The sequence below is a fragment of the Brucella oryzae genome (genome assembly GCF_041929965.1).
Lineage (GTDB): Bacteria > Pseudomonadota > Alphaproteobacteria > Rhizobiales > Rhizobiaceae > Brucella > Brucella oryzae.
Window position 1 is genome coordinate 1 of sequence record NZ_JBHEEO010000010.1, and the last position, 18,036, is coordinate 18,036.

Below are 18,036 nucleotides of genomic sequence, written 5' to 3' on the forward strand. Positions count from 1 at the left end.
GCATCTCTAAAGACTCGCACATCACAAGGCCCGTGGGAATCCCAGATCGGACTCTTTCGTTCCGGTCAAACCACTAGATTAAGGGTTTCGGCAAAATATGGTTTAGATAAAGCGCGTATATATACCCAATTAGTGGTAGAAATTACCACCTTGCCAAAACAAATGCTCTCGCTGAAACTCTTCGGATGCTCAATCTCTTGGGAAAGAGCCGGGAAGACGAAACGCGGAGGGGCGCCAGACTTAAAACTTATCTTCTCTTGTGCTGGGCGAAATGGCAGGTGAGCTCTATGGTGGTAAATGCCGAAGAGGCAAAAACGCTGCGTCATTTTCTGGAAAGCGCACCCATCGGTGCGGTTTTCGAAGAAACCGATCTCAACGTGCTCGGCACCCTGCCAATATCGTCAAAAACCTATGACCCGCACACAGTGGTCAGCAGTCAGGGGGATTGGGCCAACTCGGTCCATATCATAAAGACCGGCTGGGGATGCATCTATCGCGATCTGCCGGACGGCGACCGACAGATCCTCGACTTTCCCATGAAAGGCGATTTCCTGGGTTTCCGAACCGGACTTGGCTTCAATTATTACACGCTGATTTCGGTCACGGAGCTTTCCGTCCTCGAAATCTCTCTGGATCATCTCACCGAAAGCCTGCTCAAATCACCGCGGCTGGCCATGACTTTCATGGAACTGATGGCCCGGCAGCGCGCCATTCTGATCGAACATCTCATCAGCATCGGTCGCCGCAGTGCGCTTGTACGCATTGCACATCTTCTGCTGGAGTTGGGCCATAGGGCGCGGATCAACGGAACGGGCGATGAAAACCACTTCTTTTGCCCGCTGACGCAAAGCGAACTGGCAGACGCGCTTGGACTCACCCCGATCCATATCAATCGAATGCTGCGCGAACTGCGCGAAGACGATCTTTTGATTTTTCGCAATAATGAGGTCGAATTTCTCAACCGGTCGGCGCTGGTTCATATCTCAAGCTTCGACGAGCACTACCTGACCATGGAAATCTTCCCGCGGGTCCGGATCAGTCGGTAGGTATTTCCCGCAATAATGCGAAATGGTTTTACGCAAGATAGAAGCAGCTAAAGCATGACTTCCGAAAGTGGAAACCGGTTTCGGGATGAAGACGTTTGTGAAAACAAATAGATAGAGTGGTTCCGGCCACTCCGCTTTAACTGGAAACGCTCTAATTGCCTGTTTTACATAGACCACACCCGCAAATTGCCTCGCTACTTACTGGAGATGCGCAAGTTATGCCTCTGCTGTATTCACGTATCATGACATTTCGATACAATCCTTGACAGCGCACCGAAACTCGCGAACTGAAAACTGTTTTCATATAAAAATATTATCGAATTTTCGATGTCGATACCGAGGATAACTGTGTTGCCCATATAGCGAACATCGAAGCGGAACCTCAAATACGCCAATCATTATTCATATACATGATATCTATTTATCAGAGAATTATAGCTGGTTTCCGCTCCATCATGATGCCCGGAGGGGCAGCATTGAGGAGGACGCTCAACGATGCAAGACAATCTCGTCGATTCCGCCGTCGGCAAGGCGACCAGGCGACTTCTGCCATTTCTGGCGTTTATGCTGATCCTGGCATTTTTGGATCGCGCGAATATCGGTTTCGCCAAAGACGATCTTCAAGCCGACACAGGCTTAAGTGATGCTGCCTATGCGTTTGGTGCTGGCGTATTTTATATCGGATACGCTCTCTTCGAGGTTCCGAGCAACCTCGTCCTGCACAAGGTCGGTGCACGCCTCTGGCTGAGCCGTATCATGATTTCATGGGGCCTCGTCTCTGCCGCCATGATGTTTGCTCATACGGAAGGGGTTTTCTACACGCTTCGTTTCCTGCTCGGCGTTTGCGAGGCTGGCTTTTATCCCGGCGTCCTGCTCTACCTGACCTACTGGTTCCCGGCAAAGCAGCGCGCCCGCGCCACCGGCATCTTCTATCTCGGCGTTCCGCTGGCACTTGTTCTGGGAAGTCCGCTCTCCGGTTGGCTGCTGACCCAGCACGGCATTTTTGGTCTCACCAACTGGCAATGGATGTTCTTGGTGGAAGGACTCGGAGCGTCACTGGTTGGATTCTTCGCGCTCTTCTATTTGACGGATCGGCCGGAAAAGGCACGATGGCTTTCGCCCAAAGAGCGCAACGCCCTCACCCAGATCATCGTCATGGAAGAAGCAGCAAAGGAAACGCACGCGCCCCATTCGGCAATGTCGGTGCTGAAAGACCTTCGCGTCTGGGCATTCATCGGCATCTACTTCTTCTTTCAGATAGGCTCGGCACCCTTGACATTTTACCTCCCGTCACGCTTCGCACAGGTGGCGTCGAACGGAGAGATGAACCTGCTGATCGGCTCGCTCCTTTCATTGCCCTGGATATGCTCAGCCATCGCGACCCGTTACTTCACGGTGCTCGCCGATCGGACCAACCGGCATCGGCTTGTCTGCATGGGCATGGTGACCGCGGGAACGGTGGCACTTGCTGCCATCGGCTTTACCGGCAACCCCTGGCTGATGCTTCTCGCCGCCTGTATTGCAGTTCCAGGCCTTACAGCCTCGCAGCCTGTGTTCTGGAGCCTACCTACCCATTATCTGGGTGGAATTGGAGCGGCAAGCGGCATCGCTTTCATTGTTTCAATCGGCAATCTGGGAAATTTTTTCGCGCCTCAGATCAAGAATTGGGCCGATGTCGCAATGGGCAATCACGATGCCGGATTCTATACGCTTGCAGCGCTCTGCGGCATCACCATTCTGCTTCTGGCAAGTGTCGGCAAAACCTTTCCAGGAGAACGACCGACCACCGTAAAGTAGGGTTCATCTTCGAGAAATTATTGCTCCCGCTTTGGCGAGGTTTAGCCAGTCGCAAAGTTGTGAAAACATTCTATACTCGGCGATGGAAATCAACATTCGGAAGGACAGCATGATGAGGATAAGCGCTCGCAATCGACTAAAGGGAACCATCGTCGAAGTAACCAAAGGTGCAACCACATCTCATGTCCGCATCGATATCGGCAACGGCGTGATCGTTACCTCGTCCATTACCAATGAGGCCGTCGATGAACTCGGCCTGAAAGCTGGCGGCGCTGCGTATGCCGTGGTGAAAGCATCAGACGTGATGATTGCCGTGGACTAATGAGCCTTCCGCGTGCGAACGAAAAATCCTTCGCACGCAAATCCTCTTCTTCAACAGTTCGTCAATTGCGACAGACTGGAATAGTTGCTTCCTTCGTCCTAGATTCAGGATAGGCATCAAGGGAGCGCACATCATGACCTACAGCAAGAATCCGGAAGCGATTGCAAAGCTCACGCCGGAGCAATATCGCGTCACGCAGGAAAGCGGCACCGAGCGCCCCGGAACCGGCGAATACCTCTATAATAAGGAGCCGGGAATCTATGTCGATATCGTCTCCGGCGAGCCGCTTTTCGCTTCGTCCGACAAATATGAGTCCCATTGCGGGTGGCCCAGCTTCACCAAGCCGATCGAACCCGCCAACGTCGCGGAACTGACCGACATTTCGCATGGCATGGTGCGGACAGAAGTGCGTTCGACACATGGCGACAGCCATCTGGGACACGTCTTCCCCGACGGCCCGGTAGATCGCGGCGGTCTTCGCTATTGCATCAATTCGGCGTCGCTCCGTTTCGTTCCCAAGGACCGGATGGAGGCTGAGGGATACGGTCTGTATCTCGATCAGGTCGAGGATATCGGTTGAAGGTTTTGACCTGAGATGACAGTCGAAATCGGAGGCGTGGCCACGCGAAGTATTTGAAATGAAATACCGACGATATGAAATTAATTTACATTCAATCTAACTGATCCACAGGCATTCGACAGGGCAATTAAGTAAGACTTCTTTCTGTCGTAATGATCACTAATCTGATCCGGCGCACCGCTTCGGCGGAATCAGGCAAATGCGCAGCCTCGGTATGATTATGCTATCACCACACATACCGGGGCTTTCCGGGGCTTTTGACCAGTTCACATTGCCCTGCACATGCCATTCTGGATCTTTTTCCTGCCCAGAGCAGATGAATCATCCGATATTGCGGTTGCAGTTACCTCCTGAATTCTATTGCAAATAGCGGACAATTATATTCAATATACTGTCCCATTCTTACGAGACTGCGTGTTTCGGTTAAGCAATATGTTTGGAGGCGATTTGGACAGCGCGTTTGGGGCCTACCGGATTTATTCCGAGGAGGAGTGTGCGGAAGCACCGGCACTCGACTGGCCCTATGTTTGCGCACTGCACCTGCTTCGGAAACCCGTCGAAAGCGCCGTTTCCGAGTTTCTTGCCTTCGTTGGCAATGCATCGCGGTCGGATCGGGCATGGATGATCGGGTATACACCCGATCTCCTGCGGTTTCGCAATACGCATGAATGGTGTAAGGGCGACACCACAGCCTATATTTCCGAGCTTCAGGAGGTGCCCACCACGCTGATTGCATGGTTGCACCGTTATCTGACCGAGGGACAGGCCGTTGCCGTCCACGATGTCAAAGGTCTGCCGCGCACCGCACGCCTCATTCAGGCGGAATTCCTGCGTCAGGGAAACAAGAGCATTCTCAGCATACCGGTTTTTTATCAGGACCGGCTGCGGGGGATCATCGGCTTCGATGCAACCGTGGAAGCCAGACGCTGGTCACGCGCGGAAATCAAAGCCATGTTCCACTGCGCCAGCCTGATTGCCCACGCAAAATACTCCATACAAGATAACGAGCCGCCTTCAGACGAAGAGCCCGACCCGACATCGGTACTCTATGTCAGCAAAAGGGGGGTGATGCGTGGGGTTCCGCCCGAGGAAATCATCGGCGTTCGTTCGGCAGGCAATTACAGCGAGATATGGCTTAGCGACGGTTCCATGGTTCTCGATTCCCGTCCGCTCGGCCTATGGGCGGGCATGCTTCCGGCAAGCATCTTTTTCCGCATTCACCGTACCACATTCATAAATGTCCTGCAGGTCTCCGACATAGACAGAAGCATGATCGACAAATGGCTGGTCAGGATGCGCGGCATCGACCAGTCATGGCCGGTCTCGCGGTCCTATCGCAAAGCACTTCGTGAGCGCTTGGGCTTTTAGCCTTTATTTCGCCTTACTTTTGTCCGTTCTTCGCCGCAAAATTCGACACGAAATGCGCAGGCTTTTCTCCCATTGGTGTCATTTAACCGCTGAACAGGGTCAAATTCCGGTTTTGCCTTAATCTAAAATCGGCCGCTCAATGCAGATCCAGATGTGCTTTGAGCGGTGTGTCGTCATGCACCGGAACTGTCTGCCTTTCGATCATGCGATGGACGAGCGGCGGTTTGTCTCCCTTGTGCAACGCAAAGAGGCGTTCCGACACTTCAGCATCGGCCTGTGTCCGGCGCTGGTTATGTCGGACATATTCTACCCAGGTCGGCACGTGATAACTTTCCGTCCAGGTTTCCGGGTTCTCCAGATCACGCAGCAGCGCCCATTGCCGGGCACCGTCGCGGATGCGTATGCGGCGACGCAAGGCCATAGCGGAAAGGAACGCCGGAACGTCTTCCTGTGCAATTCTGTAATCGACCATAATCATGATCGGGCCGCTGCGTGAACGCAGATCAAGACGAAGCTGCGGCTCACTGAAACGGTTGAGCGGATCGAGATTGAGGGCCTCGAAATCAGGCTGCGGAAGGAGAAGGCCGATCAGCGCCCCGAACATCAGCACCACGGCAGCGGCCAGAAGCGCACCCGGCACGCCATATTCGTCCGCGACAGCACCCCAGAGCCAGCTGCCAGCCGCCATGCCGCCGAAGGTCGCCGTCTGATAGAGCGCCAGCGCGCGCCCCACGACCCAGCGCGGCGTGGAAAGCTGCACCGTGACATTGAACAATGACAGCGCCAGAACCCACGAAACCCCGGCAGGCAGCAGGAAAATACAGCTCAGCCACATATTCCGGCTGATCGACAGCAAGGCGCAGCTGATCGCAAAGGCGACGAAAGCGCCGCGCACCAGCCACTCATTGCCAAGAAGTTCGCGAAGCCGGGCGCTGAGCAAGGCCCCGCCAATCGCCCCAAGCCCGAAAAAGCCCAGCATGATGCCGTAGGTCAAGGCTGTTCCGTGAACGAGATCGCGCGCGACGAGCGGCAGAAGCGCCAGAATGACAATCGCGGACAGGCCGAACAGAAAGCCGCGGAACATCACTTTCAGGAGGTTCGGCGACATGGCGACATAACGCAGCCCCGCCACCATGGCTGGTCCAAGCGTTTCGCGCGGCAGGGTGGATTTGACCGTTTCCGGCTTCCACTGCCATAGCGCCAGAATGAGCGCACAATAGCTGAACGCATTGAAAATGAAGGCAAAAGCTGCACCCGCCGCCGCGACGATGATACCGCCGATGGCGGGACCGATGCTGCGCATGAGATTGAAGCTCATGCTGTTGAGCGCCACGGCCGCAGGCAGATCGGTACGGGGCACGATGTCGCCCATCGATGCCTGCCACGATGGATTATGCAACGCCCCGCCGCAGCCAATCAGGAATGTGAAGCTGAGCAGCATCCATGGGGTGAGAATGCCGAGATAGGCAAAAGCCGCCAGCGCGACCGAAATGATAAGCAGCAGAACCTGCGCGGTCAGCATAATGCGGCGGCGGTCAAAATTATCGGCCAAAGCCCCTGCCGCAACTGAAAAGATCATCACAGGCAGGGTTGTCGAAGCCTGTACCAGTGCAACCATATCGTCCGAATGGGCGATGGTTGCCATCATCCAGCCAGCGCCGACCGTCTGAACCAGACCGCCGAGGTTGGAAACCAATGTAGCAGACCAGAGCGCCCGAAATGTCTTGTATTGGAAAGGCGCCAGGGGGGAAACTTTCTGCGGCACCGGACGACCTCCCGTTCCACCTGCCTGAGAGCCAGAATCAAAAAGCGACATGTGTGTGCGAAAATGGTGATTTTCGAGTACCGGAGCGGAGCGTACTTGAACGTCCGTGAGCACCGGAACGCAGGAAATTGCCATTTGCAGCCACAGATGGCGGCTTTTGGAACAGGCTTGAATAGAGCGGATACGTGAATCTCTCTCCACGGACAAGGGGTTAAAACCGTCGGCACACGAGAATGATGATTGACTCCATCTTTCAACTAGGTAGACTGGTCTACCTAGTTACTCGGGTAAAATGTGATGAGCGATCCTGCAACGACGAGTTCAAGACCGGCACGCGAGCGGCTTTTAGCAGCGGCGGCGGAACTGTTTTACGACGAAGGCATTTCGGCAACCGGGATCGACGCGATCATCCAGCGTGCAGGCGTGGCAAAGCAGAGCCTCTACAATAACTTCACGTCCAAGGCAGAGCTGGTGGCAACCTATCTGGAGCACCGCCATGCCGAATGGCTGGACCTCTATGACAAGCGACTGGAACAAGCCGCAAACCCGATGGACGGGATTCTGGCGGTGTTCGACGCCTATCGCGATCATGCGGAATTTGCCTATGAGCACGGGTTTCGAGGCTGCGGCCTCTTGAATGCGGCAGCCGAACTGCCTGCTGGCGATCCGGGCCGCGAGGCGGTAAGAAAACACAAGGAAGAGGTCGAGGGCCTGCTTGTGACACATCTCACTGGCCTGATCCCCGACGACCCGCCCCGGGTTCAGCAGATGGCCGTGCAGCTTTCCTTCATTCTCGAAGGAGCGATCATGCGGGCTGGTCTTGAAGGCAATAGTGCACGACTGGGCGAAGCCAAGGCCATGGTCGCGACCATTTTGAAGCCAATTTAAAATGCAATCATCGAGAGACTATTTTCTGGGGGTGACCGCCATCATCGTCGCTTCCACCATCTGGGGCACGACCGGAACTGCGGCAACCTTTGCGCCAGAGGTCGGCGCGGCTGCAATCGGTGCTGCGGCCATGGGCCTTGGCGGACTGGCGCAAGCCGCAATCGCCTGGCGCGGGCTGATCGCCTCGCGAAAGGCGCTCGCCGGTCAATGGCGCATCCTCATACTGGGCGCGGTCTCAGTCGCGATCTATCCCCTCGCCTTCTATGCTTCCATGCGCATGGCTGGCGTGACCATCGGAACAGTCATTTCGCTCGGTTCCGCCCCGCTTCTTTCGGCAGGAATCGAGTATCGGCAAAGCGGCTTTCGCCCGTCGCTGCGCTGGCTGGCAGGTGCAATCATCGGCATTATCGGCATGGTCCTGCTCAGCTTGTCGGAACATGGCGGCACCCATGCCCCATCTGACGGGAACTCTATCCTCACAGGCTCTCTGGTCGGGCTGATAGCAGGCTTTACCTATGCGCTTTATTCCTCGTGCGCGCGCCAGCTGATGCAGGGCGGCATATCATCGACAACTGCAATGGGCGCGACCTTCGGCATAGGCGGTCTTCTGCTGATGCCGGTGCTGATCGCAACCGGCGGACCATTTCTCGCTTCATGGAACAATGCGGCTGTCGGGCTCTACATGGCTTTCGTGCCGATGTTTCTCGGCTATGTCTGTTTCGGTTACGGCTTGAGCCGCGTCGAAACGAGCGTGGCGACCACGATCACCCTGTTCGAGCCGGTGGTGGCAGCGTTCTTCGCGGTGGTGATCGTTGGCGAGCGGCTTTCCGCTCTCGGCTGGTTTGGCGTTCTTCTGGTCGTCATCTGCCTTGTCTGCATCACCATGCCGACCCGCAATCAGAGAATGCCGCTGGAAGCACCAGAAGCCTCGGCTTGACATGCTTTAAGCCAGTCTTTCACTGCGGTAACAGATTCCGGATGGCGCGGCTTTCTCAATGAAACCGCATAGAAATCTGCGCCCACCCGCAACTCGGTAGCCAGAGGCTGCACAAGACTGCCTGCGGCCACTTCCTTTTCCACGAAGAAACGGCTTGCCAGCGCCAGCCCTTGCCCGGCAATCGCCGCATCGATGGCAAGCGAAGTCTGGTTGAAGCGAATATTCTTCGCCGAAGTCGACACGCCATCCGGAAAAGCCTTTTCCAGATAGCGCGGCCAGAAATTATGCCCGTCATGCAGCAGCGGATAGCGTTCCAGATTTTCCGACCGCCCCGGATCGCCAAGCTTTTCGACCAGCACCGGACTTGCAACGGCGACAATCACATGCTCGAAAAGCAGCTCCGCATTCAGCCCCGGACCGAAAGGCGGCTCGCCGTAGCGAACCGCCAGATCGACGGCATCGGTCTGGAAATTGGCGACCTTGTCGCTGGCGACAATGCGCAATTCTATATCGGGCTGCGCACGCGTGAATTCGGCCAATCGCGGAATCAGCCATTTCGATGCGAAGGTCGGCGTCACGCTGATCGTCAGGTGCTGCGGTTCAGGTCGCAGCATCTCGGTCGCCTCAGAAAGCAGATCGAACGCGCGCCGCACATTGGCAATATATGCACGGGCCGGTTCGGTCATAACCAGCGTGCGGGGTTGGCGTTCAAAGAGTTTCAGTCCAAGCTCTGCCTCAAGCCCGCGTATCTGCTGGGCCACCGCCGCCTGTGTCACGCCAAGTTCTTCCGCCGCCAGCCGGAAATTCAAATGCCGCGTGACGACTTCAAACACACGCAGACCGTTGAGCGAGGGAAGTCTTTTCATAAATCTAACTCGATAGATTTTCTACTGATTAGTGTTACGCATTCTCGTTCGTAAGAATAGTAGATTTCCGATATAACGTCAAAAATGGTTATAGAAAGTTGCCGTTTCGCGCAACACTCTGAAAAAAGGAACGCACCATGACAGTAGAAAAAGTAGCGATTGTAACGGCCGGCGGAAGCGGCATGGGCGCAGCCGCCGCGCGCAGGCTTGCACAGGACGGCTTCAAGGTTGCAATTCTCTCATCTTCCGGCAAGGGCGAAGCGCTTGCACAGGAACTGGGCGGCATCGGCGTTACCGGCTCGAACCAGTCGAATGACGATCTGAAGCGCCTCGTGGACGCGGTTCTGGAAAAATGGGGCCGTATCGACGTGCTGGTAAACAGCGCAGGCCATGGCCCGCGCGCGCCGATCCTCGAAATTACCGATGAAGACTGGCACAAGGGGATGGACACCTATTTCCTGAATGCAGTTCGCCCGTCCCGTCTGGTCGTGCCGACAATGCAGAAGCAGAAGTCGGGCGTCATCATCAATATCTCGACCGCATGGGCATTCGAGCCGAGCGCCATGTTCCCGACTTCGGCGGTGTTCCGCGCCGGGCTTGCCTCTTTCACCAAGATTTTTGCCGACACCTATGCAGCAGACAATATTCGCATGAACAATGTTCTTCCGGGCTGGATCGACAGCCTGCCGAAGGTAGAAGAGCGCCGCGCAAGCGTTCCGATGCAGCGCTATGGCAAGAGCGAGGAAATCGCAGCCACGATCGCCTTCCTCGCATCGGATGGTGCCGCCTATATCACCGGCCAGAACTTGCGCGTGGATGGCGGGTTGACCCGGGCCGTTTAAGTTGACGACGCGGCGGCAGCGCAAAACCTGCCGCCGCGCCGCATCCATCAGGCCGAATAACGCTTGGCGCCATCCATCCAGGTTTCGCTGACCTTGATTTTACTGATCTTCACATCGGGCGCGGTGGGGTCTTCTTCCAGAATGGCGAAGTCCGCGAATTTTCCGGTTTCCAGCGAGCCTATCTGGTCTTCCATATGGCACTGCCAGGCCGCATCGATGGTGACGGCGCGCAGCGCTGCATCCACCGGAATACGCTCTTCCGGGAAGAACACGTCGCCGCCTTCATTCATTACGCGAGTGACGGCATCCTCGACATAGCGCAGCGGTTCAATCGGCGTCACGTTCCAGTCGGAATGGAGCGAAATCTTGAGGCCCGCAGCCAGCGCCGACGCACACGGATCGTAGAAGCGAGCGCGCTCGGGCCCCAGAAGACGGTCGCGGAACGCCTTGCCCCACCAGCGCACATGGCCGATCAGGAACGATGGCGAAACGCCCATATCCTTCATACGCACCATCTGTTCCGGATGGAAAACGCTGCAATGCTCGATGCGATGACGCAGATCGCTGTTCGAGGTTTTTCCAAGAACGGCCTCGTAGGCATCCAGAACCATATCGATTGCCGCATCGCCATTGGCGTGAACGCCAACCTGCCAGCCGCCTTCATGCGCCCGACGGATGACATCCGTTACCTGCTCGAGGCTATAGTTCAAAGCGCCGCGTGCATCGGTGCCCAGATAGTTTTCGCGCTGATAGCCGGTCTGCGCCTGATTGGAACCATCCGCCCAGGCCTTGATGCCGTCGACGCGGAAAAGATCGTTGCCGCGACCGGGCTTGATCCCTTCCTTTTCCCACTCATCCATGATCGTCGACACCAGCATGCCGCGATAGCGCACCGGAGCCTTGCCTTCGCCCAGAACCGCATCGAGGATTTTCAGATCCTGCGCACCGGCCATAATGCCGATGCCGCAATCGTGCAGCATGGTACAGCCGACGGAACTTGCATGATCCAGAAGGCGTTGGACCCGCCCGATCATATCCGCCGCCGTGGGAGACGGCATGGCCCCCAGGAACATCTGCTGCGCGGCCATCTCTTCAAGGCGTCCGGTCAGATTGCCATTGGCATCCTTCACAAAGCGGGCGCCGGATGGATCAGGCGTCTCGCGGGTGATGCCGGCAGCCTTGAAGGCGGCACTGTTGGCATAGGCGATATGGCCGTTGCTTTCCTGCATGAAGAACGGATTGTTGGGCGCAAGCGCATCCAGTTCGGCCAGCGTCGGAATTTTGGCGTCACGGGTGATGCTGGCGTCGAACTGCTGCGCGCGCACCCATTCGCCCGGCTTGGCATCAGCCACACCTTTCTGCAACTTCGACCAGACGGTCGCGTAATCCGGCGTCGTGATCGGGCTGACATCGATCCAGTCCTCGAAGGCCGTGAACACGAAATGCATATGCGGATCGATCAGGCCCGGCATCAGGGTGCGGCCCTGAAGATCCACCACCTGCGTGCCGGAACCAATGGCCGTCTGCACGTCATCCAGTTTGCCGACGGCCAAAATCTTGTTGCCGCGAATGGCAATCGCTTCGGCCTGCGGGGCCTTGTCGTTCATGGTCAGGATCGTCCCGCCCTTGAAGATGATATCGCTTGCAGGTGCCGCAGCCTGCTGCGCAAAGGCCCCGCCCGGCACGGAACAGGCAAAAGCCGAAGTCGCGGCGGCAGCGCCGAGATATTTGAGAAAATCACGCCTTGAGGCGGTGGATCGCAGATAGGCCACCATACCAGGATTACAGGCTATACACATCCGAATACCCTTCTTTACCGCCGCAGCAAAACATCACCGATCAGGTGGCAATCAACTTGCAGTTCTACACGATACTGAAAGAGTATTACAAATTATAAAATGGCAATTATTCTTATTTAAATTAGAATATGCTAAAATTAATATTCATAGCGAAATCGAAATAAAGATAAACCTTGATATGTGTTTTATCTTGTCGATTTCATATGCCCGCAACTTTGAAGCAACGATTCATAAAGTTTCTCGCCGCTTCAAGAAAGTCCAGTCAGCCGCGTTTCGATCTGCGCTCTAACCTACATTTTCTCGCCCGGCAGTTGGCTTGCCTGCCTGATCCAGTCCGCCAACTGGGCTTCATCCACATCGTCCTGCTCGTGAATGTGGAAATAACGCGTGTCCTGGCTCTTGGATTCGACCGGCGGCATCGGCTTCAGCTTTGCGCCGCGAAAGAACGCCACTTTTATATATTTGTCGAAACAATGATAGCTGAGGAACCAGCCCTCTCCCTTCAAACCGTAGAACGGAGAGTTCCATTTGACTGCCTTGTGCACATCGGGAACGGTACGCACGATGAGGGTATCAAGGCGGCGACCTGCCTCGCTTTTCCATCCCGGCATGGCAGCAATATAGGCCTGAACCGGCGCATCACCTTCCCCTTTTGCAATCTGGGGATTACCGCCCGACAAAAGTACGGGACCGTCAGGTTTTTTATCGGTCATCGCGTTTCCTCCACTGATCACCTTCCACAGGCCCCTCATCGAGGCGACCATAACATCTCATCTGGTTTACGACCAAGCTTTGGATGGCCGGAAAGAACAGCTCCCGTTTCGATGCGGCTTCGTGTAAGCAGAGCTGACCATACCAAACAAGCAGATGGCAATGAGACGATTTTTCAACCTTGCGGCACTCGGAATTGCTCTGGCATTTCTATCGCCGGGCCAAATCAACCTTGCTTTCGCGGATGAAAATCTTCCTCGCCTCCTGCCAGAACCCGGCGTGAGTGCGCATATCGAAAAACGCGAAGAGGGTTATGTTCTGATCCAGCCGGATGGATCAAAGCTCGTCCTGCTGGATTCCGACTGGCTTGCAGGGCTGGACGGACCGGTCGACTTCGAAACCGGCGACTATGATTTCGACGGCTACACCGATCTTGCCCTGCGCGCGCGAGAAGCGGGAAGCCTTGACGTCGGCGTTGCGCTTTATCTCTACGATCAGAAAGCCAGATCCTTTTCGCCCCTGATAATCGAGGACGAACTTGGCGGGAAACTCAATTGCGGTGAGCTGTGGAATGTCGAGCGCATCCCGGAGCGAAAACTGATCAAAAGCAGCTGCAGTCTGGACGGGCATTATAGCCGGGTCGATATGCTATCGATCGGTCGCGACAGAACGGTGCGGCTTGTGCAGCAATCCCGCCCGGAAGAACAAATCTCCGGCTGGCCCTACCTGATAAAACCCATGCGTATGGTCACCTACGACCCGCAGGGAAACAGTATTCTCGAAACCCCCATAGCCCCGGATGAAACGGAACAAGGCTGGGAAGTCCCGCTGGAAAAGCTGACCCTCTACAGTAACCCTGACCGGCAAAGCGCCACAAACGCCTATCTGACCAAGGGCGACAAGGTGCGCAAGCTTGCTTATGCCGGTGATGACTGGATGAAGATCGCCTATCAGGGCAAAACCGGGCCGCTGGAGCGCTGGATATCCCTGAAAGAAGCCTATGATCTTGCGGTATGGCAGGTCGAAAACGGACAAAAGCCGCAACCCCTGCAGCTCGGTCTCGCGGATTACAGCCGGGTCGACAAGGATCAGCATTACTACAGGCACCTGTTCACGCTGACCCTTTCAAATGAAGGCCAGGAGGCGGAGAACCTCAGCTATGGTGAATTGCACCTGATTTTCACATCTGCCGACGGCCGGCAGACCACGCACAAGCTCTATGACCTCTTCAACAAGACCCTGGAGCCGGGAAAGAGCGAAACGCTCGACGACAACCCCGTGCAAAAGCGAGGCGGACAGTATGTGATCTATCACCCGGTCAACGATGAAGACGCCTATTCGCCGTTCTTCCCGGAAGGACTGGCTGTCGGAAAATACAGAATCCGCCCAGTTCTGACCGGCCCCAATCTGAAGAGCCCCATTTACAGCCGGGACGAAATCGAGATGGAATATCCACCCAAACTACCGGGCAGCCTGATCGAGCCGTGAACTGGCTCCCCACCGTGCCAGTGCGTCCAGCGCCATGTTCATCGGCAAAGCTGGTGCAAACAGGAAGCCCTGCCCACTATTGCAGCCGAGTTTACACAGCATGTCGCGATCTTCCTCCGTCTCGATCCCCTCAGCGGTAACCTTGATGCCAAGGGCATCGCCAAGCTCGACCATGGCCCGCACGATATGCTGGTCGCCCTCGGAATCGGCGATGCCGCGCACGAACACCTTGTCGATCTTGATCTTGGTGATGAGGCCCTTCTTCAACGAGGCAAAGGTTGCAAAGCCGGTGCCGAAATCGTCCAGCGCGATGGAAATCCCGGCGTTCGACAGCGCGCCCAGACTGTCGTTCATCCCGCGCTGATCGAACGGAGCCTCCTCTGTAATCTCGATTTCGAGCATGGATATCGGGAGATCGCGCTTTTCCATCTGGGACAGGATTTCGTGCGGAATGCGCCCTCCAGCCAATTCGCGAGGCGAAAGATTCATGGCGACCGTCAAATCGTTGCGTCCACCCTCAATGAGTTTGTCGATCATCTCGCAGCAATTGAAAAATACATTATGCGTGAGCTGCCGCACCACCCCCACTTCGCAAGCGACGTCGATAATTTCCGGTGGAGCGATTGTGCCGTGCTGCGGATGATCCCAGCGCAGCAGAGCCTCGAAACCGATCATCCGTCCGCTGGAAAGCTCAACCACCGGCTGGAAGTAAGTTTGAACCTGCCCGGTTTCGATTGCGATACGCAGATCACGCTCGATGCTCTGCTTGCGCTCCCACTCGTGCTGAAGGCGTTTCTCGAAAAAGTAATATTCGTTGCGACCGCGTTTTTTGGCGGCATAAAGGGCGAAATCGGCCTGCAGCAGCATGTCCACGGGATCAAGGCGTTCAAGTCGGCAGATGCCGACACAAGCACCGATCTCGACCGACAAAATACCCTGATAATGCGCCGTCAAACTGCCGATAATGCGTGCCGCCACAAGGCCCGCCTCTATCTTCGCCGACGGCTCTGGATAAAGAAGCACGAATTCATCGCCGCCGATACGCGCCAGAACGGATCGTTCCGGCGAAACCTGGCGAATGCGTTGCGCAATGGCGACAAGGAGATCATCTCCCATTTTATGGCCGTAGGTATCGTTGACGGATTTGAAGCCGTCGAGATCGATCAGCATGACAATGAACGGGCCGTCCTTCAACGGAAACAGGCGAATGGAAGTTTCCAGGCCGCGCCGGTTGAAGAGCCCGGTCAGCGGGTCTTCCTGCGACTTGAGCGCCATTTCGTCCGCTGTCTGCTTGGCTTCGTGCTTCAGCCTGCTGGTTTCGATAAACCTGTTCTGCCCCAGCAGCGCGCCACGGGTGATCCCGAACCAGAACAACACGACCGAGAAAGCAAGCACGCCATGCTGCAGATCGGCCTGCCACAGAAGACAGATCGCCGTCACGGCCAGCGGTGGCGTTATGAAATTGATCGCCACCGCAGCATAGGACGCGCCATAGGTCACCGCCCCTGCACAGATGCCGGCGAGAATGACCAGATAAACCGAGGACTGCGAAGCGGTGAAGCCATGGGACAAAACCGCGACACCGGCCCAGAGCGTGCCGGACAGAGCCGCCAGCAATCGAAACCGTGTTAGCTGGCTCTGGATGGTGGCAGCGTTTTCAGCTGGCGCGGCAGCACTTCGATAAAAGGCAATAGCATCGATGAAACGGAGCGCGTTGACGATATTAACCAGCGCAAACCAGACAAAAGAAACCAGAAAGTGATGCTCAGCGACTTGAACCAGCAGGATAAGCGCAGACAGGATGCTGCTGATAGGCATTGAGAAGCGCAGGCCCTCGCAGATATCCCTGAGCTGATCCGTCAATATTTTGTCGGTGACAGGGCTGCTTCGATGGCCATATATGGACTTGGCCAGTTGCAGCCAGTATGCGATTTTCGACCCCATCTGTACGCTACCGCAAACGAGAGCACGTTCAACGTTTTCGATCAGGCACGACCCTCTTGTTCCCGAACGAAAAGGAATGACAGCAAACCTGCCCCCAACTGACAAGTATAACATGCATGCAATCTAGGGTCAGGATCTATTAATTTGATGGAAATGGCACCTGAAATGACAAGAGCTGCCAGGAGAGACGCGAAGAACGGGGCGGCTCCCCCGGCTGAGCGGTTCGACGCAGCAGATCGCGAGTCATTTCGGCGCCCGGAGGATGCGGCCCATCGCCAGACGTGCCGCATCCGGGTATTTTCAACTTGATTTCTTATTGCGCAAGACGAGATTTATTCGGTCTGCTGGACTTCCGCCGTCAGCAGCAGCTTGTCGATGCGGCGGCCGTCAAGATCCACAATTTCGAACACCCATCCGTTCTTGACGAATGTTTCACCCACATCCGGCAAATGCTTCAGTTCCTCAAGCGCCAGCCCGGCAACGGTGTTGTATTCCGCATCGTCATCGACCGAAAAATGCAGGAACTCCGAGAACTCGTCAATCGGCATCCAGCCCGAGACGAGGTATGAACCATCTGCCCGGCGTACAATCGCTTTTTCTTCGACATGATCCTCCTGCATGGCGCCGATGATCGCTTCCATCACATCGCCTGCGGTGATGACCCCTTCGAAATGGCCGTATTCGTCATAGACGAGCACCATATGGGTCGGCGTACCGCGAATGGCTTCCACCACGTCCAGCGCATCGGAAAAATCCGACACGACCGGAACGTCCCTGACAATCTCGCGCAGGTTGACGCTGCCCCTGGACGATAGTTGGTTGAAGAAGTCGCGTACCTGCAGGACGCCGATCACTTCGTCGGAATCCTCGCCGCGTACCGGAAGCCGCGAACGGCTGGTGTTCTGCAGCTGCTCGCGGATTTCGTCGAAGCTGTCGTCTATATCGACCATTTCGACATCCATGCGCGGCGTCATCAGCCCGCGCGCCGTGCGGTCGGCAAGGCGCATCACGCCCGCGATCATGCGGGATTCCTCCGTTTCGATCACGCCCGCGCTATGCGCTTCGGCGAGGACGGACCTGATCTCTTCGTCGGTCACGCCATCGCTCGACTTGCCGGACTGGCCGAGCAGTTTCAGGACCAGACGGCCCGACGTATCGAGAAGCCAGACCAGAGGTGCGGCCATTTTGGACAGCAGCGCCATCGTCGGCGCGACACGGCTTGCAACCGCTTCCGGTTCGCGCAGCGCGATCTGCTTCGGCACGAGTTCACCGACGATCAGCGACAGGTAAGTGATGACCACGACAACCGAACCGACGCCGAGCGCATCGGCAAGAGCTGGCGAAAAGCCCTGCCCCAGAAGCCAGCCCGACAGACGCGCGCCCAGCGTTGCGCCGGAAAACGCGCCCGACAGAATGCCGACAAGGGTGATACCGATCTGGACGGTGGAGAGAAAACGACCGGGATTATCTGCAAGCTCGATGGCCATGCGGGCGCCGCGGCTGCCCTTGTCGGCCATTACCCTCAGTCGTGCCGGACGGGAGGAAACCACTGCGAGTTCCGACATGGCAAGAACACCATTGAGGATCGTCAACAGCACGACCGTAATTATTTCAAAGTACAAAACTGCCCCTCGGGATCAGATAATCGGACTATAATGATAGAAAGGAACCGCCCCTCTTTCC

The 18,036-nt window shown here is 56.2% G+C and carries 15 protein-coding genes; 9 read left to right on the forward strand and 6 right to left on the reverse strand.

What is annotated here, in order from left to right:
- The first annotated feature begins 287 nt into the window (after positions 1-287).
- The 5 genes from JNC70_RS12470 (at position 288) to JNC70_RS12490 (ending at position 5,113) form a co-directional block, all read left to right on the forward strand.
- Positions 288-1,046 (forward strand): Crp/Fnr family transcriptional regulator, encoded by a 759-nt coding sequence (locus tag JNC70_RS12470; protein ID WP_104754387.1) that lies wholly within the window; start codon positions 288-290, stop codon positions 1,044-1,046.
- A gap of 495 nt (positions 1,047-1,541) precedes the next feature.
- Complete coding sequence (locus tag JNC70_RS12475) at positions 1,542-2,843, forward strand: MFS transporter (RefSeq protein WP_104754386.1); 1,302 nt, start codon at positions 1,542-1,544, stop codon at positions 2,841-2,843.
- Positions 2,844-2,955: 112 nt separating this feature from the next.
- On the forward strand, positions 2,956-3,165 hold the full coding sequence (locus tag JNC70_RS12480; RefSeq protein WP_012092797.1) for a TOBE domain-containing protein: 210 nt from the start codon (positions 2,956-2,958) through the stop codon (positions 3,163-3,165).
- Positions 3,166-3,298: 133 nt separating this feature from the next.
- On the forward strand, positions 3,299-3,745 hold the full coding sequence (msrB, locus tag JNC70_RS12485) for a peptide-methionine (R)-S-oxide reductase MsrB (protein WP_374788599.1): 447 nt from the start codon (positions 3,299-3,301) through the stop codon (positions 3,743-3,745).
- A gap of 447 nt (positions 3,746-4,192) precedes the next feature.
- Positions 4,193-5,113, forward strand: coding sequence for a GAF domain-containing DNA-binding protein (locus tag JNC70_RS12490; RefSeq protein WP_104754597.1), 921 nt, complete (start codon positions 4,193-4,195; stop codon positions 5,111-5,113).
- Between the two features lie 136 nt (positions 5,114-5,249).
- Here JNC70_RS12490 and JNC70_RS12495 read toward each other — a convergent pair whose 3' ends face one another.
- Positions 5,250-6,878 (reverse strand): MFS transporter, encoded by a 1,629-nt coding sequence (locus JNC70_RS12495; protein ID WP_104754384.1) that lies wholly within the window; start codon positions 6,876-6,878, stop codon positions 5,250-5,252.
- A 297-nt stretch (positions 6,879-7,175) separates the two neighbouring features.
- On the opposite strand from JNC70_RS12495, the gene JNC70_RS12500 reads away from it, so the two are divergent.
- Both JNC70_RS12500 and JNC70_RS12505 read left to right on the forward strand, forming a co-directional pair.
- Positions 7,176-7,766: a TetR/AcrR family transcriptional regulator gene (locus tag JNC70_RS12500; protein WP_104754383.1), complete on the forward strand. Its 591-nt coding sequence runs from the start codon at positions 7,176-7,178 to the stop codon at positions 7,764-7,766.
- A gap of 1 nt (position 7,767) precedes the next feature.
- The gene (locus JNC70_RS12505) at positions 7,768-8,703 is read left to right on the forward strand and encodes a DMT family transporter (RefSeq protein ID WP_104754382.1); all 936 of its coding nucleotides are present in this window, start codon (positions 7,768-7,770) and stop codon (positions 8,701-8,703) included.
- Here the strand turns inward: JNC70_RS12505 and JNC70_RS12510 are convergent.
- A complete protein-coding gene (locus JNC70_RS12510; protein WP_104754381.1) occupies positions 8,664-9,569 on the reverse strand; it encodes a LysR substrate-binding domain-containing protein in 906 nt (301 codons plus the stop codon). The genes JNC70_RS12505 and JNC70_RS12510 overlap by 40 nt on opposite strands.
- Positions 9,570-9,706: 137 nt before the next feature.
- Here JNC70_RS12510 and JNC70_RS12515 point away from each other — a divergent pair, with 137 nt between their 5' ends.
- Positions 9,707-10,411, forward strand: a complete 705-nt coding sequence (locus tag JNC70_RS12515; RefSeq protein ID WP_104754380.1) for an SDR family oxidoreductase — start codon at positions 9,707-9,709, stop codon at positions 10,409-10,411.
- A gap of 47 nt (positions 10,412-10,458) precedes the next feature.
- Here JNC70_RS12515 and JNC70_RS12520 read toward each other — a convergent pair whose 3' ends face one another.
- Both JNC70_RS12520 and JNC70_RS12525 read right to left on the reverse strand, forming a co-directional pair.
- Positions 10,459-12,210 (reverse strand): amidohydrolase, encoded by a 1,752-nt coding sequence (locus JNC70_RS12520; RefSeq protein WP_104754379.1) that lies wholly within the window; start codon positions 12,208-12,210, stop codon positions 10,459-10,461.
- A gap of 290 nt (positions 12,211-12,500) precedes the next feature.
- Positions 12,501-12,923: a DUF1801 domain-containing protein gene (locus JNC70_RS12525; protein WP_104754378.1), complete on the reverse strand. Its 423-nt coding sequence runs from the start codon at positions 12,921-12,923 to the stop codon at positions 12,501-12,503.
- A 160-nt stretch (positions 12,924-13,083) separates the two neighbouring features.
- On the opposite strand from JNC70_RS12525, the gene JNC70_RS12530 reads away from it, so the two are divergent.
- Positions 13,084-14,409: an SH3 domain-containing protein gene (locus tag JNC70_RS12530; protein ID WP_245414713.1), complete on the forward strand. Its 1,326-nt coding sequence runs from the start codon at positions 13,084-13,086 to the stop codon at positions 14,407-14,409.
- On the opposite strand, the gene JNC70_RS12535 is transcribed toward JNC70_RS12530, so the two are convergent.
- Together JNC70_RS12535 and JNC70_RS12540 are read right to left on the reverse strand one after the other, a co-directional pair.
- Positions 14,383-16,227 (reverse strand): putative bifunctional diguanylate cyclase/phosphodiesterase, encoded by a 1,845-nt coding sequence (locus JNC70_RS12535; protein WP_374788600.1) that lies wholly within the window; start codon positions 16,225-16,227, stop codon positions 14,383-14,385. The genes JNC70_RS12530 and JNC70_RS12535 overlap by 27 nt on opposite strands.
- 458 nt (positions 16,228-16,685) lie before the next feature.
- Positions 16,686-17,975, reverse strand: coding sequence for a hemolysin family protein (locus tag JNC70_RS12540; RefSeq protein ID WP_104754375.1), 1,290 nt, complete (start codon positions 17,973-17,975; stop codon positions 16,686-16,688).
- Positions 17,976-18,036: the final 61 nt, after the last annotated feature.